This window comes from Sorangium sp. So ce836 (assembly GCF_028553905.1).
In the GTDB taxonomy this organism is placed as follows: Bacteria; Myxococcota_A; Polyangia; order Polyangiales; family Polyangiaceae; genus Sorangium; species Sorangium cellulosum_D.
The window spans coordinates 2,001,743-2,024,581 of record NZ_CP102233.1; the positions used below are offsets into that span (position 1 = coordinate 2,001,743).

Annotated in this window: 1 protein-coding gene; it reads right to left on the reverse strand. The window is 70.9% G+C overall.

Features of this window, described 5'->3' with window-relative positions; all coding sequences use genetic code 11:
* Window positions 1–24: 24 nt before the first annotated feature.
* Window positions 25–22,821 (reverse strand): non-ribosomal peptide synthase/polyketide synthase, encoded by a 22,797-nt coding sequence (locus tag NQZ70_RS07445; RefSeq protein ID WP_129573598.1) that lies wholly within the window; start codon window positions 22,819–22,821, stop codon window positions 25–27.
* Window positions 22,822–22,839: the final 18 nt, after the last annotated feature.

Below are 22,839 nucleotides of genomic sequence, written 5' to 3' on the forward strand. Positions count from 1 at the left end.
ATCATCCCGGCGTGTGCGGCCGGATCAGGCGGCTGCCTGAGTCACGCCGGAGGGCAGCGGGTCAACCGCGAGGAGGCATCGCCTGAGCCGCGACGCGAGGATCCGGACATGAGGCTCCCTGACCATGGTGTGGTGGGTGCCGGGCACCTCGTGGACCTCGACCGGGTGCGGCGAGAGCTCCCTCCAACCCGCGGTCGGATCCAGGAGCGCCGGCTGAGCACCTTCGAGCGCGGGCGGCGCCGGCTGTTCGCTGGCCCGGAACAGCGTGATTCGCTCGGGGTAGAAGCGCGGCGCGTAACGCTCCAGCGCCTGAACGCCGGCCCTGACGAGCCTGGCGATGCGTCTCGCCTGGAGGACGCTGAACCCCGGAGGCAAGAGGTTCTGCCGGACGATGCAGTCCACGAGATAGCCGACCTGGTCGTCCGGCCCGAGCCCGCGGAGGTCGTCGTCAGAGATCGACACCTCGAAGCCGCGGGCGAGCTCGACGAGAATGCGCACGTCGTCCTCTGCCGGCTCCGGAGGGGACGCCGCAGGTGCCGACGCTGACGAGTCGAAGATGGCCAGGAAATCGACCCGCTGCCCGTCCTGCAGGAGTTGATGGGCCATCTCGAAGGCCACGTGCCCTCCCAGCGACCAGCCTCCCAGCAGGTAGGGGCCTTCGGGCTGCACGGCGCGCAGCGCCTCGACGTACTGCGCAGCCATGTCCTCGATCCGGTGGTGGGGTTGCTGGTCGTCCTCGATACCCCTGGCCTGAAAGCCGTAGAACGGGCGGTCCTGCCCCAGGTGGCGGGCGAGGTCGGCGTAGCAAAGGACATTGCCACCTCCCGGGTGGACGCAGAAGAACGGACGCCCCGCCCCAGCCGGCTGGATCGTGACCAGCGGTGCCCAGGGGCGCGGGCGCGCCCGCTCACGCAGCGGTCGTGCCAGCGCTTCCACGGTCGACCCCTGGAACAGCGTGGAGAGGGGGAACGCCTGTCCGAACCGCTCGTGAATGCGCGCCATCAGCTGCGCTGCCAGGAGGGAATGCCCCCCGAGCGCGAAGAAGTCGTCGCGAATGCCCACGGGCCGCACGGTGAGGAGCTCCTCCCAGATCCTGACGAGCTCCAGCTCCAGCGTATCGCGTGGAGCGAGGAGGGCGTCGCGCTCGATCTGCGCCGCTCCGGGTGCCGGGAGGGCCCCGTGGTCGAGCTTGCCGTTCGAGGTGAGCGGCATCGCCTCGAGCCACACGAACGCCGCTGGGATCATGTATGCCGGGAGCTCGCCTTGCAGGTGGCTGCGCACCTCGGCGGTCGCCGTCGCCGCGCCGCGCGGCACCATGTACGCGACCAGGCGCCTGTCGCCAGGCGCGTCCTCGCGCAGGACGACGGCGGCCTCGTGCACGTCGGGGTGCCGGGTCAGCGCCGCCTCGATCTCGCCGAGCTCGATCCGGAAGCCTCGGAGCTTCACTTGACGATCAACGCGGCCGAGGAACTCGATGCTGCCGTCGGGCCGGTACCGCGCCAGGTCGCCGGTCCTGTAGAGGCGCGCCCCCGGCTCGCCCCCGTGAGGGTCGGGGAGGAACCGCTGCCTCGTGAGCTCGGGGCGCCTCCAGTACCCCCGGGCCAGGCAGCCGCCGCCAATGTAGAGCTCCCCGGCGACGCCGATCGGCACCGGCTCGAGATGCCTGTCCAGGAGGTGAATCCGCACGTTGTCGATCGGCCGCCCGATGGGCGCCGGGCCGAGCTCCGGGCGCTCGGGCAGGGTGAAGGCCGTGACCACGTGCGCCTCGGTGGGGCCGTAGTGGTTCTGAAGCGAGCAGCCCGGCAGGGCGGCCAGCAGATCGGCGATCGCGCGCGTGACGATGAGCTGCTCGCCTGCCGTCGTGATCTCGCGCAGCGCCCGGGGCGCGCGCCCCTCGCGCGCCGCTGCCTCAGCGACCTGCTGCAGCATGACCGGGGGCAGATACGCCCTCTCCACCGAGAGCTCGTCGAGCCAGTGCAGCAAGCGCGACGGATCGCGGCGATCGTCGTCCCCCAGCAGGACGAGCGTGCCGCCCGAGCACCACGTGGAGAAGATCTCCTGAAACGAGACGTCGAAGCTCATCGAGGCAAACTGCAGCGTCCTCGCCGCGTCGGGGTGCCCGAAGCTGCGGAGCTGCCAGAAGAGCAGGTTCGCGAGCGGGCGGTGCGGCATCGCGACCCCCTTGGGCTCGCCGGTCGACCCCGACGTGTAGAGCACGTAGGCGAGCTCGTCCGGCGTCGTGATCGGAGCGGGATTGTCCTCCGGTGCCCGCGACCAGCTCTCTCCGTCGGTATCGAGACAGACGATGCTGGCGCCGCTCGGCGGCAGGCGCGGGGCGAGGCTCGCCTGGGTCAGGACCACGGGCGTCGCTGCGTCCTCGAGCATCGCCGCGATGCGCGCTCCAGGGTAGGACGGATCGATGGGCACGTAGGCCCCGCCCGCCTTGAGGATGCCGAGGAGCGCCACCATCGCCCCGGGCGATCGCTCGGCGCAGAGCCCGACGAGCACGCCCGGGCCCACCCCGAGCGACCGGAGATGGTGTGCGAGCCGATTGGCGCGCCGGTTCAGCTCCCGATACGAGAGCTGCTCTCCTCCGAGCTGCACCGCGAGGGCGTCGGGTGTCCTCTCGACCTGCGCCTCGAGCAGCTCGTGGACACAAGGGTCCTGCGGACGCTCGATCTTCGTGTCGTTCCATGCCCAGAGCAGCCGTCGTCGCTCCTCCGGCGTGAAGAGCGAGAGCTCTCCGATGCTGCGATTGGGCTCCTTCACGATCCCTTCCAGCAGCGTTTGAAGGTCGGACATCATACGCGCGATGGTCGCGTCCTCGAAGAGATCCGTGGCGTACTCCACGCTGCCCACCAGGCCCTGGTCTCCCTCCTCGAGCGACAGCAGCAGATCGAACTTCGCCGTCGTGGTCGCGAGCGGCAGCGGAGAGAGCCTCGCCTCGCCCAGCCTGAGCTCGGGCGACGGCGCGTTCTGCAGCACGAACATCACCTGGAACAGCGGCGAGCGGCCGAGATCCCGCGCCGGCGCGAGCTCCTCGACGAGCTTCTCGAACGGCAGCTCCTGGTGCGCGTACGCCTCCAGCGTGACCTCTCGCACCCGCGCCAGGAGCTCCAAGAAGGTCGGCTCGCCCGACAGGTCGGTGCGCAGCGCCAGCGTGTTGACGAAGAACCCGATCAGCCCCTCGATCTCCACCTGGTTCCGGCCCGCGATCGGCGTGCCCACCACGATGTCCTCCTGCCCTGCGTAGCGTGAAAGGAGCACCTTGAGCGCCGCGAGCAGGGTCATGAAGAGCGTCACGTTGTGCCGCCGGCCGAGCGCCCGGAGGGCCGCGCAGAGCTCCGGGCGCAGCGCCACCGGACGCGCCGCCCCGCGGTAGCTCTTCAAGGGCGGCCGCGGCCGATCCGTCGGCAGGGCCAGCAGGGGCGGCGCACCGCCGAGCTGCCTTTTCCAGTAGGCGAGCTGCGCTTCGAGCACGTCGCCCGAGAGCCACTGCCGCTGCCAGAGGGCGTGATCCGCCACCTGGAGGGGAAGCTCGGGCAGCGCAGCGGGCTGCCCCGCCGAGAACGCCTCGTACAGCGAGCACAGCTCCCGCACGAGCACGCCCATCGACCAGCCGTCGGACACGATGTGGTGCAGCGACACGAGCAGCACGTGCGCTCTCTCCGAGAGCCGCAGCAGCGCCGCCCGGAGGAGCGGCCCTTCGGCCAAAGAGAACGGCCGGTCGGCATCTTCCTCGGCGCGCCGCCGCACCTCGGCCTCCTGCTCCGGGACCGGGAGCGCCGCGAGGTCGCAGATCGGCAGCGAGAAGCTGGGCTCGCCGGCGATCACTTGGCGCGGCTGGCCGCGCCGGGAGGGGAACGTGGTCCGGAGCGCCTCGTGGCGCCGCACGATTTCGAAGAAGCTTCGCTCCAGCGCCGCGACGTCGAGCGGGCCTTCCAGCCGCACCGCGAAGGGGATGTTGTAGAGCGCGCTGTCCGGCTGCATCTGTTCGAGGAACCAAAGGCGCTGCTGGGCGAACGACAGCGGCAGCTCACTCCCGCGCTCCCCCGGCTTGAGCGGCGGGGGGAGCGGCGCGCCGCCGCGGCGGGCAGCCTCGACCCGCTCGGCGAGGGCCAGGGCCGTGGGCGCTTCGAACAGCGCGCGTACGGGCAGCTCCACCGCGAAGCTGCTGCGGAGACGAGAAATGAGCTGCGTGGCCAGGAGCGAGTGCCCTCCAAGCGCGAAGAAGTCGTCGGAGAGGCTCACCCGGTCGCGGCGCAGCACCTCGGCGAAGAGGCCGGTTATCAGCTCTTCCACCGGTGTGCGCGGCGCGACGAGGCCGCCCTCCTGCTCCGGTCGCAGCAGCTCGGGCGCTGGGAGCGCGTTGCGGTCGACCTTGCCGTTCGGCGTGAGCGGCAGCCGGCCGAGCTCCACGAACGCAGCAGGCATCATGAAGGCCGGCAGCGTCTCCTGCACGTGCGCCCGCAGCGACGGGATGAGCGATTGCGCCTGCCGGGCGCGGAGCGGTTGATTGGCGCGCGGGAGGCCGGATCGGGCGCCGTGAGGCGGTCGCCCCGAGGTCCAGGGCCGGCGCCCCGCCGCTGGCCCGGCGGGCTCGAAGAGCACGTCGATGTGGTCCGGCGGCCTGGCGCGCGACCACGTGGCGCGCACCGCGTAGCCCAGCCGCTCGCCGAGCGCGAAGAGCGACTCCGGATCCACGGCTGCCGTCGCGGCGAGCGCGGCCCGGCGCGAGAGCGCGCCCGCGGTCGCGTCGCCATCGACGGCGTCGAGCCGGCCCAGGGCCCACGTGTCGGCGTGGACGCGGGCGTTCGGGATCGCGAGGACCTCGGCGCTCTCGACCCGCTGCTCGACGAGCCACCGCTCGAGCCCCGCGAGGCCGCCTTCGAGCTCGGTCCACGCCCGGGAGGCGGAGATCGAGACCGGCGCGCGGGCCTCTCCGACGTGCAGGACGACATCGTAGCGATAGCGGAGCATCTCATCGCCCCCGCGGCCGCGCTTGAGCGCGATCTCCGCGTGGGACAGACCCGGGATCTCGCGGCAGATGTCGTGGAAGTACTCGGGGTCGAGGACCAGCTCCGATTCCGCCAGCATTCTCTGGCGGACCCGCTCGCTCAGCGCCGCGAGCGGCAGCTCCGGCGGAGCTCGGCAAAGCTCCACCGAGGCGTGGAACGCATCGAGCAGCGGGAGGCTCCGCACGTCGCCGATGAACACGAAACCTCCGGGCACGACGGCGCGCACCGCGCCTTCCAGCACGGCCCGGAGATAAGCCTGGTCAGGGAAGTACTGCACCGTCGAGTTGAGGATCACGGCGTCGAACTGCCGGGCCTCCATGCCGTTGAAATCGCTCGCCTCGCGGCGCGCGAGGGCGACGTGGTCGAGGCCGAGCCGCTCGACGGTGGGCCGGAGCAGGTCGAGGGCAGCCCGGGAGAAATCCGTGCCCAGGTAGACGGAGCATCGCGGCGCCACCGCGAAGAGCAAGAGGCCCGTACCACAGCCGATCTCCCAGACCCGAGCGGGCGCGAAGGTGAGGATGCGCTGGACGGTGTGATCGCGCCACGCGCGCATGACCTCCTGAGGGATGGGCTCCTGAGTATAGCTGCTGTTCCAGCCCTGGGTGTTGAAGGTCGGGTCGTGATCCGGCGCTGGCCGGCGGTAGCTGTCATCGAACACCGCGTTCCACTCCGAGACCTGCGTCGCACGAGTGACGGAGTCCGGCTCCGCGGGTGGCTGCTCGGGCTCGACGGCCGCGACGTACGCGACCAGCCGCCTGTCGCCGGGGGTGTCCTCGCGCGGGACGACAGCGGCTTCTCGCACGGCGGGGTGCTGCCGGAGGACCGCTTCGATCTCGCCGAGCTCGACGCGGTAGCCGCGGATTTTGACCTGGTGATCGCGCCGGCCCACGTATTCCAGGAGGCCGTCGGAGCGCCAGCGGCACAGGTCGCCGGTCCTGTACATCCGAGCGCCAGCGCGGAGCTGGAAGGGGTCCGGGATGAACCTCTCGGCCGTCAGCTCGGGGCGGTCGAGGTAGCCGTGGGCGACGCCGTCACCTCCGATATAGAGCTCGCCGACGACGCCGATGGGCACCGGAGAGAGGTCAGCGTCGAGCACATAGGCCCGGGTGTTGGCGATAGGGCGACCGATCGGGACCGCTCCCGTCCGCTGGGCTGGCTGGGGCGCCTCGTAGGCGCAGCAGCCGACGACCGTCTCGGTGGGCCCGTACTCGTTGAAGAGGCGAGTTTGGGGCGCGTGCCGCTGGAAGAAGGCGAGCTGCTCGTACGTCAGCGCTTCGCCGCCGATGACCAGGGCGCGAGCCCGCCCCGCCGCCAGCTCGGCTGGCAGCAGCTGGCCGAGCACGGTCAGGTGCGCCGGCGTGAGCTTGACCAGGGTCAGGTCGCGCTCGCGCCTGAGCGCGTCGGCGAGCGCCTGCGGGTGAGTCTCGGCGACGAGCACCACGCGCCCGCCCACCAGCAGCGGCGCCAGCAGCCCTGTGATCGTCAGGTCGAACGCGAGCGAGGAGTGGACGAGTGCGCCGGTGCCCTCGCTCACGCGGTATGCGTCGATGGCCCAGCAAAGGTAGTTGACGAGGCCGCGGTGGGGGATCATCACCCCTTTGGGTTTGCCGGTGGAGCCCGAGGTGTACATCACGTAAGCAAGGCTGTCCGGCCCGGCCCCGCTCACCGTGTTGTCGGCGTTCTCGCGGGGCAGCGCCAGCTCTGGCGCGTCGAGCCAGAGCAGCCTCGGCGCCGGCGCCGGCAGCCGGGTCGCCAGCCGCTGCTGGGTGAGCACCAGCTCGACGCCGGCATCCTCGAGCAGCAGCGCCAGCCGCTCGGCTGGATACGAGGGGTCGAGCGGCACATACGCCGCTCCGGCCTTGAGGATGGCCCAGAGCCCCGCCATCATGGACAGCGACCGGTCGACGAGGAGGCCGACGCGGGCTCCTGGCCCCACCCCCAGCGCTCGCAGTCGGTGCGCGAGCAGATTGGCGCTGTGGTTCAGCGCTCGATAGGACAGGTGCTCGCCATCGAGCACCACCGCCGCCGCCTCCGGCGTTCGGTCCACCTGCGCCTCGAACAGCTGGTGCAGGCATGCGTGCTCGGGGTAGCTGGTCCGGGTCTGGTTCCACGTGTGCAGCAGGGTGCTGCGCTCCTCGGCGCTGAGCAGCGGCAGCTGCTGTATGCGCCGCTCGGGCGCCTGCACGACGCCTTCGAGCAAGGTGCGCAGGCGGGCGACCATGCGCGCCATCGCCTCGCCGTCGAACAGGTCGGTGGCGTACTCAAGAACGCCCTCGATGCGGTCGTCGACCTCCTCGAGGGAGAGGGTGAGGTCGCGCTTCGCCGTCGCGCTGCGCACGAGCAGCGGGGAGAGCGTCACGTCGCCCAGCGACAGCGCCGCAAAGGGAGTGTTCTGCAGCACGAGCATCACCTGGAAGAGCGGAGACCGGCTCATGTCGCGCGCCGGCGCCAGCTCCTCGACGAGCTTGTCGAAGGGCACGTCCTGATGGGCATAGGCGCCGAGCGCCACCTCCCGCACCCGCGCGAGCAGCTCGACGAAGGTGGGGTTTCCCGACAGATCGGTGCGCAGCACCAGGGTGTTGACGAAGAAGCCGATGAGCCCCTCGGTCTCGACGTGCGTCCGCCCGGCGACGGGCGTGCCGACGACGATGTCGTCTTGGCCGGTACAGCGGGCCAGGAGCACCTTGAAGGCCGAGAGCAGGGTCATGAACAGCGTGACCCCGCAGCGCCGGCTCAAGGCGCGCAGGGCGGCGCAGAGCTGGCCGGACAGCTCCAGCGGCTGGGTGGCTCCCCGGTAGGTCTGGACGGCTGGGCGCGGGCGGTCGGTGGGCAGCTCCTGGGCGTGCGGCGCGCCGTCGAGCTGGCGCTTCCAGTACGCGAGCTGGGCGTCGAGCTGCTCGCCAGAGAGCCGCTGCCGCTGCCAGAGGGCGTGATCGGCGACCTGGATGGGCAGCTCGGGGAGCGGCGAAGGCCGCCCCGCCGAGAAGGCTTCATAGAGCGCCGACAGCTCGCGGAGCAGGACGCTCACCGACCAGCCATCGGAGATGATGTGATGCATCGTCCAGAGCAGGGCGTGCGCCGTGTCCGACAGCCGCAGCAGCGTCGCTCGATACAGCGGCCCTTCGGCCAAGGAGAACGGCCGGTGCGCATCGGCTTCCGCTCGCCTGTGCACCTCGGCGTGCTGGGCAGACGCCGAGAGCGCCCCGAGGTCGACCACCGGCAGCTCAAAGCAGACCTCGCCAGCGATCACCTGACGCGGCTGCCCGTCCACCGCGGGGAACGTCGTCCGCAGCGCTTCGTGACGTCGCACGATCTCGCGCAGGCTCCGCTCCAGCGCCGAGACGCTGAGCGGCCCGTCCATCCGCAGCGCCTCCGGCACGTTGTAGAATGGATGGTTCGGGACCAGCTGATCGAGGAACCACAGCCGCTGCTGCGCGAACGACAGAGGGATCTCTCCCTCGCGCGCGACAGGCTCGATGGACGGGCACACCGCCGCTCCCCCGCGCCGCGCCGCCTCGATCGGCGCGAGGAGCCCCGCGACCGTCGGCGCCTCGAACAGGGCGCGCAGCGGCACCTCGACCGAAAACGTCGACCGGATACGCGAGAGCAGCCGTGTCGCCAGGAGCGAGTGACCCCCGAGCGCGAAGAAGCCGTCGAAGATGCCCACCCTATCGAGCCCGAGCACCTCGGCAAAAAGACCTGCCAGGAGCTCTTCTATCGGCGTGCGCGGTGCGACGAACGCCTCCTCTTGCTCGGGTCGCGCCGCCGAGGGGTGTGGAAGTGCCAGCCGGTCGACCTTGCCGTTCGGGGAGAGCGGCATCGCCGCGAGCACCACGAACGCCGAAGGGATCATGAAGTCGGGAACCTTGAGCTTGGCGAACGCCTTGAGCTCGTCAGGCCCGCAGCGCGCGCCTTCGGCGAGCACCACGTAGGCGACGAGCCGCTTCTGCCCGGGCTCGTCCTCGCGGGCGACGACGGCAGCCTGCGCTACCGCCGGGTGCTGCGCGAGCACGGCCTCGACCTCGCCGAGCTCGACGCGATACCCGCGCACCTTCACCTGCTGATCGCGCCGCCCCAAGAGCACGATGTCGCCGCTGGCCGTGCGCCGGGCGCGATCGCCGGTGCGGTAGAGACGCGCGCCGGGCGTGTCGCTGAACCGGTCGGGTACAAACGCCGCCGCCGTCTGCTCGGGCCGGTTCAGGTAGCCCCGGGCGACGCCGAGGCCGCCGATCACCCACTCCCCCGCGACGCCGATCGGGACCGGATTCAGGGCTTGGTCGAGGACGTGCCCGCTGACGTTGCCGAGCGGTCGCCCGATCGGGACCTCGTCCGGGAGCTCCTCCGCCGACGGATCGCCCTCGTGGACGAAGGCGTCCACCGAGCACTCGGTGGGCGCGGCGGCGTTGAACCAGCGCACCCGCCTGGCCCCCGGCACCTTGACCCAGCGCGCGTAGGCGCTCGCCTGGAGTTGCTCGCCGCCGACGATCACGGCGCGGAGCGTCTCGGGCAACGCCTGGCCCGAGGCCGCGAGGTCGCGCACCCACTCGTGCCAGTAGGCGGTCGGCAGATTCACGACCGTGACCGCCCGCTCCGCGAGCCACCTCGAGAAAGAAGCGGTCGAGGCGCTCAACTCGTCGCCCCGGAGCAGCACGGCGGCGCCCACCAGAAACGCGGGGAAGACTTCCTCGATGTGAGCGTCAAAGCTCATCGAGGAGAACTGGAGCACCCGGTCCGCTGCCGTGAAGCCGAATCGCGCAGCGGCCGCGATGGCGAAGTTGACGAGGCCCCGGTGGTGGAGCTGCACCCCTTTGGGTCTGCCCTCTGAGCCGGAGGTGAAGAGCACATAAGCGAGATCATCGGGCCTGACTCCGCTTGTGGGGTTTTCCTGGCATTTCTCCTCGATGGCGCTCTCTCCGCTCGGATCGAAGCAGATGACTGCGGCAGGGCTGGGAGGGAGCGCGCCTGCGAGCTTCGCCTGGGTGACCACGACAGGAGGGGCGCTGTCCTGGAGCATGGCGTGGAGGCGCTCCTGGGGGTAGCTCGGGTCGATCGGGACGCAGGCGCCGCCGGCCTTGAGGATCCCGAGGAGCCCCACCACCATGTCCAGCGACCGCTCCACATGGAGGCCGACCATCGTCTCGGGGCCCACCCCGAGCGAGGCGAGACGATGGGCGAGACGATTGGCGCGACGGTTCAGCTCCCGGTACGAGAGCTGCTGCCCTTCGAACACCACCGCCACGGCGTCGGGCGTCCTCTCCACTTGCGCCTCAAGGAGCGCGTGGAGAGTCGCTTCCTCGGGGATCCACATCCGCGTGTCGTTACACTCCCGGACCAGCCAATGTTGCTCCGCTTCGGTGAGGAGCGGCAGCTCCGATATGCGCCGGTGCGGCGCATTCACGATGCCTTCCAGCAGCGTCAGGAAGTGGCCGGCCATGCGGGCGACGGTCGCGGCGTCGAACAGGTCGGTGGCGTACTCGAACGCTCCCTCGATGCGGTGCTCGGTCTCCTGGAGCGACAGGGTGAGGTCGAACTTGGCCGTCGCGCTCTCGACGGGGAGCGTCGAGAGCCGCGCCTGGCCCAGGGACAGCTCCGCCGCCGGCGCGTTCTGCAGCACGAACATGACCTGGAAGAGGGGCGACCGGCCCATGTCGCGCGCCGGCGCGAGCTCCTCCACGAGCTGCTCGAAGGGCATATCCTGGTGGTCGTAAGCGCTCAGGGTGACCTCGCGCACGCGCCCGAGCAGCTCCTCGAACGCCGGATCTTGCGATACGTCCACGCGCAGGGCGAGGGTGTTGACGAACAGGCCGATCAGCCCCTCGACCTCGACCGGCGTGCGACCGGCGACCGGGGTGCCGACGACGATGTCGGTCTGCGCCGTGTAGCGGAACAGCAGCACGTCGAAGGCCGCCAGCAGCGTCATGAACAGCGTCGCCCCGTGCCGTCGGCTCAGCGCCCGCAGCGCCGCCGACAGCTCGGGCGACAGCTCGAGCCGCTGCGTCGCTCCCCGGTACGATGGCGCTGCCCTCCGCGACCGGTCCACCGGCAGCTCCAGCACAGGCGGCGCCCCGCCCAGCTGCCGCCTCCAGTAGGACAGCTGTGCATCGAGCACCTCGCCGCTGAGCCAGCTGCGCTGCCAGACCGCGTGATCCGCGACCTGGACCGGCAGCTCGGGCAGGGGCGAGGGACGGCCCGCCGCGTACGCCTCGTACAACGCCGACAGCTCTCGCACCAGGATGGTCGTCGACCAACCGTCGGACACGATGTGATGCATGCACACGACCAGCGCGTGCTGTCGCTCCGACAGCCGCAGGAGCGTCGCCCGCAGCAGCGGCCCTTCGGCCAGCGAAAACGGCGTGCGCGCCTCGGCCTCTGCCCGCCTGCGCACCTCCGCTTGCTGCGCGTCGGCGGCCAGCGCTTCTAGGTCGACCACCGTGAGCTTCATCGTGGGCTCGCTGTCGATGGTCTGATGCGCCTGGCCGTCGACCACCGGGAACCTCGTCCGCAGGGCTTCATGCCGCCGCACGATCTCCGCCATGCTCTGCTCGAGCGCGGCCGGGTCGAGCGGGCCGTCGAGCCTCGCCGCCGCGGCGATGACGTACAGCGCGCTGTGCGGCTCCAGCTGCTCGAGGAACCACAGCCGCTGCTGCGCGAACGACAGGGGTAGAGGCCCTCCGCGCCCGGCGGGCACGAGCGGCGGCGGCAGCGGCGCGCCGCTGCGCCGCGCCGCCTCGACCCGCCCCGACAGCCCAGCCACCGTCGGCGCCTCGAACAGCGCGCGGAGCGGCAGATCCGCGGCGAAGCGGGCGCGGAGCCGCGAGAGCAGCTGCATCGCGAGCAGCGAGTGCCCTCCGAGCGCGAAGAAATCGTCGAGCACGCCCACCTGCTCGACCCCCAGCACCTCGGCGAACAGCCCCGAGAGCAGCTCTTCCACCTGCGTACGCGGGGCGACCCGGCCGTCCTCGTGCGCCGGTGGAGCCGGAGGACGCGCCATGAGGACCTTGCGATCGATCTTGCCGTTCGGCGTCAGCGGAAGCGCCTCGAGCTCCACGAACGCGTGCGGAATCATGTATTCCGGGAGCCTGGCTTGCAGATAACGACGCAGCTCGGCTGACCCGGGGGTCGCGCCCTCGCGGGCCACGAAATACGCGAGGAGCCGCGTGTCCCCCGGCGCACCGTCGCGCGCGACGACCACCGCCTCCCGCACGGTCGGGTGCTGCGATAGGACCGCCTCGATCTCCCCGAGCTCGAGACGGAAGCCGCGGACCTTCACCTGATGATCCAGCCGGCCCAGGTACTCCAGCGTTCCGTCGACCGACCAGCGGCACAGGTCACCGGTCCTGTACATCCGGGCTCCCGGCTCGGAGGAGAACGGATCCACGACGAACCTTTCGGCGGTCAGCGCCGGGCGGCGATGATACCCGCGCGCGAGGCCCGCGCCGCCGATGTAGAGCTCGCCGGGCACGCCGACCGGGACAGGGCAGAGCCCGTCATCGAGGAGATAAACCGAGGTATTCGCGATCGGACGCCCGATCGGCACGGGGCCGCCGCGCCTGTCGATCGGGTGCACGCACGACCAGATCGTCGTCTCGGTAGGACCGTACATGTTCCACACCGAGGCTGCACGATCGAGGAGGGCGTCCGCGAGCGCGCGGGGCACCGCCTCACCGCCGACCAAGATCTTGAGGTTCCGATCTCCCTCCCACCCCGCTTCCAGGAGGAGCTTGTAGGTCGCAGGGGTGGCCTGGATCGCGGTGCACCGGGACCGAGCGAGCCGAGCGCGGAGCGCCTCCCCATCCGAGGCCGTCTCGCGGCTCACCACCTCGACACACGCGCCCGAGCACAGCGGCAGGAAGAGCTCCAGTCCGGCGATGTCGAACGACAGGCTCGTCACCGCGAGCAACCGGTCCGCCGCCTCGAGCCCCAGCCGCGCTCGCATGTCATGGAGAAAGTTGACGACGGCGCGGTGCGGGATCGAGACCCCTTTGGGGACTCCGCTCGATCCCGAAGTGTAAATCACGTAGGCGAGGTTGTCCGGCGCCGACACTCCTCGCCAGCCCTCCACGCTTTGCCGGGCGATGGCCGCCCGGTCTACGTCCATGCAGAGCAGCCGAGCCCGGCGCCGCGGCAGCTCGCCGGCATATCGCTCCTCTGTGAGGAGCACGGAGACGCCCGCGTCCTCCAGCTGGAAGGCGAGGCGCTCCTCGGGGTAGGTCGGGTCGAGCGGCACATACGCGCCTCCCGCCTTGAGGATCCCGAGGAGCCCCACCACCATGTCCAGCGACCGCTCGACGCAGAGCGCGACCAGCACCTCCGGACCTACCCCCATGGATGTCAGCTGATGCGCGAGCTGGCAGGACCTCTGGCTCAGCTCCCGGTACGAGAGCTGTTGCCCTTCGAACACCACCGCCACGGCGTCGGGCGTCCTCTCCACCTGCGCTTCGAACAGGTCGTGGATGCTGCGCTCGCGGGGGAGCTCGGCCTTCGTGTCGTTCCAGGCGACGAGCACCTGCTCCCGCTCCGCTTCGGTGAGGAGCGGCAGCTCCGATATGCGCCGGTGCGGCGCATTCACGATGCCTTCGAGCAGGGTCTGGAAGTGGCCGGCCATGCGGGCGACGGTCGCGGCGTCGAACAGGTCGGTGGCGTACTCGAACGCTCCCTCGATGCGGTGCTCGGTCTCCTGGAGCGAGAGGGTGAGGTCGAACTTGGCCGTCGCGCTCTCGACGGGGAGCGTCGAGAGCCGCGCCTGGCCCAGGGACAGCTCCGCCGCCGGCGCGTTCTGCAGCACGAACATGACCTGGAAGAGGGGCGACCGGCCCATGTCGCGCGCCGGCGCGAGCTCCTCCACGAGCTGCTCGAAGGGCATATCCTGGTGGTCGTAAGCGCTCAGGGTGACCTCGCGCACGCGCCCGAGCAGCTCCTCGAACGCCGGATCTTGCGATACGTCCACGCGCAGGGCGAGGGTGTTGACGAACAGGCCGATCAGCCCCTCGACCTCGACCGGCGTGCGACCGGCGACCGGGGTGCCGACGACGATGTCGGTCTGCGCCGTGTAGCGGAACAGCAGCACGTCGAAGGCCGCCAGCAGCGTCATGAACAGCGTCGCCCCGTGCCGTCGGCTCAGCGCCCGCAGCGCCGCCGCCAGCTCGGGGGACAGCTCGAGCCGCTGCGTCGCTCCCCGGTACGATGGCGCCGCCCTCCGCGACCGGTCCACCGGCAGCTCCAGCACAGGCGGCGCCCCGCCCAGCTGCCGCCTCCAGTAGGACAGCTGTGCATCGAGCACCTCGCCGCTGAGCCAGCTGCGCTGCCAGACCGCGTGATCCGCGACCTGGACCGGCAGCTCGGGCAGGGGCGAGGGACGGCCCGCCGCGTACGCCTCGTACAACGCCGACAGCTCTCGCACCAGGATGGTCGTCGACCAACCGTCGGACACGATGTGATGCATGCACACGACCAGCGCGTGCTGTCGCTCCGACAGCCGCAGGAGCGTCGCCCGCAGCAGCGGCCCTTCGGCCAGCGAAAACGGCGTGCGCGCCTCGGCCTCTGCCCGCCTGCGCACCTCCGCTTGCTGCGCGTCGGCGGCCAGCGCTTCTAGGTCGACCACCGTGAGCTTCATCGTGGGCTCGCTGTCGATGGTCTGATGCGCCTGGCCGTCGACCACCGGGAACCTCGTCCGCAGGGCCTCATGCCGCCGCACGATCTCCGCCATGCTCTGCTCGAGCGCGGCCGGGTCGAGCGGGCCGTCGAGCCTCGCCGCCGCGGCGATGACGTACAGCGCGCTGTGCGGCTCCAGCTGCTCGAGGAACCACAGCCGCTGCTGCGCGAACGACAGGGGTAGAGGCCCTCCGCGCCCGGCGGGCACGAGCGGCGGCGGCAGCGGCGCGCCGCTGCGCCGCGCCGCCTCGACCCGCCCCGACAGCCCAGCCACCGTCGGCGCCTCGAACAGCGCGCGGAGCGGCAGATCCGCGGCGAAGCGGGCGCGGAGCCGCGAGAGCAGCTGCATCGCGAGCAGCGAGTGCCCTCCGAGCGCGAAGAAGTCGTCGTGCACGCCCACCTGCTCGACCCCCAGCACCTCGGCGAACAGCCCCGAGAGCAGCTCTTCCACCTGCGTACGCGGGGCGACGAACACCACCTCTCGCTCGGCTTGCGCCGCCAGGGAGGGCCCCGGCAGGGCTTCGCGATCGATCTTGCCGTTCGGCGTCAGCGGCATCGCCGCGAGCCCGACGAACGCTGCGGGGATCATGGCGTCCGGGAGCGACCTTCTCAGGTGGCTGCGCAGCTCTGCTGCCTGCGGCGCGACGCTCTCGCGCGCCACCACGTACGCGACGAGACGCGTGTCCCCGCGCGCGTCCTTGCGCGCCAGGACGGCCGCCTGCCGCACCGTCGGGTGCTGCGATAGGACCGCCTCGATCTCCCCGAGCTCGATGCGGTGCCCCCGAACCTTCACCTGATGATCGCGCCGGCCCAGGAACTCGATCACCCCGTCGCAGCGCCACCGGCACAGGTCTCCTGTCCTGTACAGCAAGGCCCCCGGGCGCTCATGGAACGGATCGGCGACAAACCGCTCCGCCGTCAGCTCGGGGCGGTTCAGATAGCCGCGCGCGAGGCCCGCGCCCCCGAGATAGAGCTCGCCGGATACGCCGATCGGCACGGGCAGCATGGCCGTATCGAGCACGTAGGCTCTCATGTTCGCGATGGGGCGGCCGATCGGCTCCCAGGCGGCGTCCGGAGCGCCGCGCTCGCAGCTCCAGTAGGTCGCGTCGATGGTCGCCTCGGTCGGACCGTAGAGGTTCACCAGCGTGGCAGACGGGAGCCGGCGGAAAAGGCGCTCGGCGAGCGCGCGGCTCAGCGCCTCTCCGCCGGAGTAGATGCGCGAGAGGCCGGTGCATCGCTCGAGCGCGGGCACCTCGACCAAGCGCTCGAGCATCGAGGGGGTGACCTGGAGCACCGTAACCCCGTGCTCGAGCACGGCATCGATCAAGCCGGACGGGTCGGCGTGCGCGTCAGGACGGGCCAGGACGAGGCGCGCGCCGCTCATCAGCGGCGCGTGGATCTCCCACATCGAGGCATCGAAGCCGAGAGGCGTCTTCTGGAGCACGGCGTCGCAGGCGACGAGCGGCCACGTCGCCGCCATCCAGCGCATGTGGTTGACGATGGCGCGATGGGAGATCATCACCCCCTTGGGCTGGCCGGTGGATCCTGAGGTGAACATCACGTATGCCAGGCTCTCCTCCGTGGCCGCGCAGGCGGGCTGCGATGCGCTCTCCGCGCCGAGGTCGATGGCGTCGAGGGCCACGACCGTCGCCCCCGTGTCGGGGAGCGACGGAAGGAGCTTCTCCTGGGTGAGCAGCACCGGCGCCCTTGCCTCCGCGAGCATGAAGCGCAGCCGCTCCTCCGGACAGGTCGGGTCGAGCGGCAGATACGCCCCTCCCGCCTTCAGGACGGCCATCATCCCGAGGACCAGCTCCACCGAGCGCTCCGCGCAGAGGCCGACCGGGACCTCCGGTTCCACCCCCAGGGACACGAGGCGGTGTGCCAGCTGGTTCGCGCGCAGATTCAGCTCCCGGTACGTGAGCTGCCGCTCGCCGCACACCAGGGCGACTGAATCCGGCGTGCGCGCCGCCTGGGCCTCGAACAGCTCGTGAAGGCGCGCCTCCCCGGAAAAGCGCACCGACGTGGCGTTCCAGTCCCAGAGCAGCTGCCGGCGCTCGGCGCTGGTCAGCATCGGGAGCGCGGCGATGCGCTGTGCGGGATCGGCCGCCATGCCCTCGAGCAGCATCTGCAGGTGCCCCAGCGTCCTCTCGATGGTCGCGGCGTCGAACCGGTCCGCCGCATACCCGATCCGCATCGAGAGCTCCGGACCCGGCACCGCCACCACCACGAGCGGGTAGTTCGTCCGTGTCAGGGCGCGGACCCCGGAGATGGCGAGTCCACTCTCCCGCTGTTCCAGCACCATGTCGACCGGGTAGTTCTCGACGACGAGGAGGCTCTCGAACAGGGCCTGTCCTCGCGGGACGTCGCTCCACGCCTGCACCTGAGAAAGCGGGCTGTGTGCATGGGCCAGCTGCTCGACCTGCTGCGCCTGAAGCTGCCTCAGCCAGGGCAGGAGGTGGACGTCCGGCGACACTTGGACGCGCACCGGAAGCGTGTTGATGAACAGGCCCATCATCGCCTCCACGCCGTCGACGCCGCCCGAGCGGCCCGACACCGTGGCGCCGAACACCACGTCGCTTTCACCGCTGTAGCGGCTCAGCAGGAGTGCCCAGGCCGCCTGCAGGAGGGTGCTCAGCGTCAGCCCCTCGGCGCGTGCCAAGCGGTCCAGGGCGTCTGTCGCGGCGGCCGACAGCCGGCGCTCCTTGGTCGCGGGCGTCGAGGCTGCGGCTGAGCCCGCAGGGTGGGCGGCAGGCAGCAGCGGCGTGGGCGCCTTGAAGCCGGAGAGCGTCTTGCGCCAGAACGCCTCCGAGCGCTCGACGTCCTGCTGCCGCAGCCACGCGATGTACGCGCGATAAGGGCGCGGCAGCGGCGGGCGGGCCGCCTCCCGCCGGCGAGCAGCCTCGTAGCAGGCGAGCAGCTCCTTGAAGAGCAGCGCTGTCGACCAGCCGTCCAGCAGCAGGTGGTGATAGCTCCACACGAGCTGGTACGCGTCCTCGGTGAGCCGCAGCAGCGCGCTCCGCGCCAGCGGCGCGCGTGCGAGCTCGAAGCCGCGGGCCCGGTCCTCGGCGAGCAAGGCATCGAGCCGCTCCTCCTGCTCCTCTGCCGTGAGCCCGCGCAGGTCGAGCTCCGACCAGGGGAGGACCACGCCCGTGCGAACGACCTGAACGGGCTCGTCCAATCCCTCCCAGACGAAGCCCGTGCGCAGGATCGGGTGGCGATCCACGACCTGCTGCCACGCCGCATGCAGCGCTTCCACGTCGAGCCCGGCGTCGATCCGGAACGTCAGCTGCTCGACGTACATGCCCGACGCCGGGTCGCGCAACGTGTGATAGAGCAGCCCGTGCTGCAAGCCGGAGAGTGGATACACATCCTCCACGTCACGCCCTCGGCCGACAAGCCGATCCACCGCCGGCTGCGGGAGCCGGGCGAGGGGGTAGTCTGACGGCGTGCGCCCCCCCGCCTCGGGCGACAGGCAATGCGCGAGCAGCGCGCGCAACGCCTCCATGAACCGCTGCGCCAGACGCTCGATCGTCGCCCTGCGATGGAGGTTCTCGCTGTACGTCCATCGGATCCGGAGCAGCCCTCCGGCGACCCAGGCCTGGATGTCGAGCCGGTAGGGGCGGAAGCCACGCGGGCTGTGCGCCGGACCGGTCGGCTCATCGGCCCACTCGAAGCAGGACGAGCCCGACATGCTGCTGTCGAGCTGACCGAGGTAGTTGAAGCTCACCTCCGAGCGTGGCGCGGATGCGAGCGCCGCGCTGGCGGCCGGATGCAGGTAACGGAGCAGACCATACCCGAGGCCATGCTGCGGAACGCGACGGAGCTGCTCCTTGACCGCCATCAGGGCTCGTCCCGGCGACGAGGACGAAACCTCGATCGCAACGGGGAACAACGCCGTAAACCAGCCCACGGTGCGCGAGACGTCGAGCCCCGGAAAAATCTCCTCGCGCCCGTGCCCTTCGAGGTCGAGCCGCAGCGTGGGCGCCCCGATGCACGGCGCGAGCGCCTGCGCCACGGCTGTCAGCAGCACGTCGTTGATCTGGGTCCGGTAGACGTCGGGCACGTCCTGGAGCAGGGCGCGGGTCTCCTCGGCGTCGAGCGCCACCTCCACCGACCTGGCAGAAGCCACCGTGTTGTCTCCCCCCATGATGTCCAGGGGAAGAGGGCGCGGCCCAGGCATGTTCAGCCAGAAGGGCAGCTCCTCGCGCACGGCCTCGGATTGCGCATGGTCCGAGAGCCGCTCGGCCCACCGCTGGAACGACGTTGTCTTCAACGGCAGCATCGGCGCCTGGCCGCGCCGGAGCGCGGCGATGGCGGTCCCGAGATCGTCGAGCAGGATCCGCCAGGACACGCCGTCGACCGCGAGGTGATGGATGACGATCAGGAGCCGGCCTGATCGCGCTGGCCCGAGATCGATCCGCACGACACGCAGGAGCGGACCTCCCTCGAGGTGCAGGCTCGCCTGGGTCTCCGTGGCCACCGCCTCGACGGCGTGCGCGAGCTGTCCGGGCGGAGTAGACGAGAGATCGACGACAGCCACGTGCGCCGGCCCCGGGGCGTCTGCATGGAATTGACGAACGCTCGCGCCGTCGCGCACGAAGCGCAGGCGCAGCGCGTCGTGGTGGCGCACCAGCAGGTCGACGGCCTGCTCGAGGACGCGCGTGTCCAGTGGCTCTCGGGTCTTCAGCAGGACGGCCTGGTTGAAATGGTTGGGCTCGGGTCTCTCCTGCGCGAAGAACCATCGTTGAATAGGGGTCAGCACCACGGCGCCGGCGCTCGGTCCCTGCTCGGCCCGGGTGCTCTCCGCGGGGGTGGCGACCGCCGCGAGGGCGGCGATGGTCTGGTGCTCGAACACCTGTCTGACCGACAGGACGACGCCCGCCTGCCGGGCCTTACTGACGACCTGAATGGCAAGGATGGAGTCGCCCCCCAGCGTGAAGAAGCTGTCGTGGACACCGACGCGATCGAGGCGCAGCACGCCGGCCCAGACGCCGGACAGCACCTCTTCGACGCGCGTGCGCGGCGCGACGAAGGAGCGCTCCGGCGCCTGGCTCCGCCCGTCGGGAGCGGGCAGCGCGCGTCGGTCGACCTTGCCGTTGGTGGTCAGCGGTAGGGTCGGCAGCGGGACGAACAACACAGGGATCATGGGCTCCGGGAGCGACTTGCCCAGGTGCTCGCGAAGCTCGGTCGACGCCGGTGCCGCGCCGTCGCGTAGCGCTAGGTACGCGACCAACCGCCTGTCGCCGGGGGTGTCCTCGCGCGGGACGACAGCGGCATCTCGCACGGCGGGGTGCTGCCGGAGCACGGCCTCGATCTCGCCGAGCTCGATGCGGTAGCCGCGGATTTTGACCTGGTGATCGCGCCGGCCCACGTATTCCAGGAGGCCGTCGGAGCGCCAGCGGCACAGGTCGCCGGTCCTGTACATCCGAGCGCCAGCGCGGAGCTGGAAGGGGTCCGGGATGAACCTCTCGGCCGTCAGCTCGGGGCGGTTGAGGTAGCCGTGGGCGACGCCGTCACCTCCGATATAGAGCTCGCCGACGACGCCGATGGGCACCGGAGAGAGGTCAGCGTCGAGCACATAGGCCCGGGTGTTGGCGATAGGGCGACCGATCGGGACCGCTCCCGTCTGCGGTGCTGGCTGGGGCGCCTCGTAGGCGCAGCAGCCGACGACCGTCTCGGTGGGCCCGTACTCGTTGAAGAGGCGAGTTTGGGGCGCGTGCCGCTGGAAGAAGGCGAGCTGCTCGTACGTCAGCGCTTCGCCGCCGATGACCAGGGCGCGAGCCCGCCCCGCCGCCAGCTCGACTGGCAGCAGCTGGCCGAGCACGGTCAGGTGCGCCGGCGTGAGCTTGACCAGGGTCAGGTCGCGCTCGCGCCTGAGCGCGTCGGCGAGCGCCTGCGGGTGAGTCTCGGCGACGAGCACCACGCGCCCGCCCACCAGCAGCGGCGCCAGCAGCCCTGTGATCGTCAGGTCGAACGCGAGCGAGGAGTGGACGAGTGCGCCGGTGCCCTCGCTCACGCGGTATGCGTCGATGGCCCAGCAAAGGTAGTTGACGAGGCCGCGGTGGGGGATCATCACGCCTTTGGGTTTGCCGGTGGAGCCCGAGGTGTACATCACGTAAGCAAGGCTGTCCGGCCCGGCCCCGCTCACCGTGTTGTCGGCGTTCTCGCGGGGCAGCGCCTGCTCTGGCGCGTCGAGCCAGAGCAGCTTCGGCGCCGGTGCCGGCAGCCGGGCCGCCAGTCGCTGCTGGGTGAGCACCAGCTCGACGCCGGCATCCTCGAGCAGCAGTGCCAGCCGCTCGGCTGGATACGAGGGGTCGAGCGGCACATACGCCGCTCCGGCCTTGAGGATGGCCCAGAGCCCCGCCATCATGGACAGCGACCGGTCGACAAGGAGGCCGACGCGGGCTCCTGGCCCCACCCCCAGCGCTTGCAGTCGGTGCGCGAGCTGATTGGCGCTGTGGTTCAGCGCTCGATAGGACAGATGCTCGCCATCGAGCACCACCGCCGCCGCCTCCGGCGTTCGGTCCACCTGCGCCTCGAACAGCTGGTGCAGGCATGCGTGCTCGGGGTAGCTGGTCCGGGTCTGGTTCCACGTGTGCAGCAGGGTGCTGCGCTCCTCGGCGCTGAGCAGCGGCAGCTGCTGTATGCGCCGCTCGGGCGCCTGCACGACGCCTTCGAGCAGGGTGCGCAGGCGGGCGACCATGCGCGCTATCGTCTCGCCGTCGAACAGGTCGGTGGCGTACTCGAAAACGCCCTCGATGCGGTCGTCGACCTCGTCGAGGGAGAGGGTGAGGTCGCGCTTCGCCGTCGCGCTGTGCACGAGCAGCGGGGAGAGCGTCACGTCGCCCAGCGACAGCGCCGCAAAGGGAGTGCTCTGCAGCACGAGCATCACCTGGAAGAGCGGAGACCGGCTCATGTCGCGCGCCGGCGCCAGCTCCTCGACGAGCTTGTCGAAGGGCACGTCCTGATGGGCATAGGCGCCGAGCGCCACCTCCCGCACCCGCGCGAGCAGCTCGACGAAGGTGGGGTTTCCCGACAGATCGGTGCGCAGCACCAGGGTGTTGACGAAGAAGCCGATGAGCCCCTCGGTCTCGACGTGGGTCCGCCCGGCGACGGGCGTGCCGACGACGATGTCGTCTTGGCCGGTAGAGCGGGCCAGGAGCACCTTGAAGGCCGAGAGCAGGGTCATGAACAGCGTGACCCCGCAGCGCCGGCTCAAGGCGCGCAGGGCGGCGCAGAGCTGGCCGGACAGCTCCAGCGGCTGGGTGGCTCCCCGGTAGGTCTGGACGGCTGGGCGCGGGCGGTCGGTGGGCAGCTCCTGGGCGTGCGGCGCGCCGTCGAGCTGGCGCTTCCAGTACGCGAGCTGGGCGTCGAGCTGCTCGCCAGAGAGCCGCTGCCGCTGCCAAAGGGCGTGATCGGCGACCTGGATGGGCAGCTCGGGGAGCGGCGAAGGCCGCCCCGCCGAGAAGGCTTCATAGAGCGCCGACAGCTCGCGGAGCAGGACGCTCACCGACCAGCCGTCGGAGATGATGTGATGCATCGTCCAGAGCAGGACGTGCGCCGTGTCGGACAGCCGCAGCAGCGTCGCTCGATACAGCGGCCCTTCGGCCAAGGAGAACGGCCGGTGCGCGTCGGCGTCCGCTCGCCTGTGCACCTCGGCGTGCTGGGCAGACGCCGAGAGCGCGCCGAGGTCGACCACCGGCAGCTCGAAGCAGACCTCGCCAGCGATCAGCTGACGCGGCTGCCCGTCCACCGAGGGGAACGTCGTCCGCAGCGCTTCGTGACGTCGCACGATCTCGCGCAGGCTCCGCTGCAGCGCCGAGACGCTGAGCGGCCCGCAGAGGCGAGTGGCGGAAGGGACATTGTAGATGGGCTTGCCGGGATCTACCTGGTCGAGGATCCACAGCCGCTGCTGCGCGAACGACAGAGGGATCTCCCCGTCGCGCGGCGACGGGACGATGGGGGTGTCCGGAGCCGGCCTGCTGCCGGTCGCGCGACGTTGAAGGAGGACCTCGCGGACAGCCGACTTGACGGCCTTGAGCTCCTCCTTCAGCTCCGGCGAGAGCACCCCACGCGGCGCCCTGACCCGCAGGTCGTCTCCGTCCAGCGTCAGCTCGACACCCAGGGTTTCCAGACGATCGATGATATCCACGGGACGATCTCCAGAGCA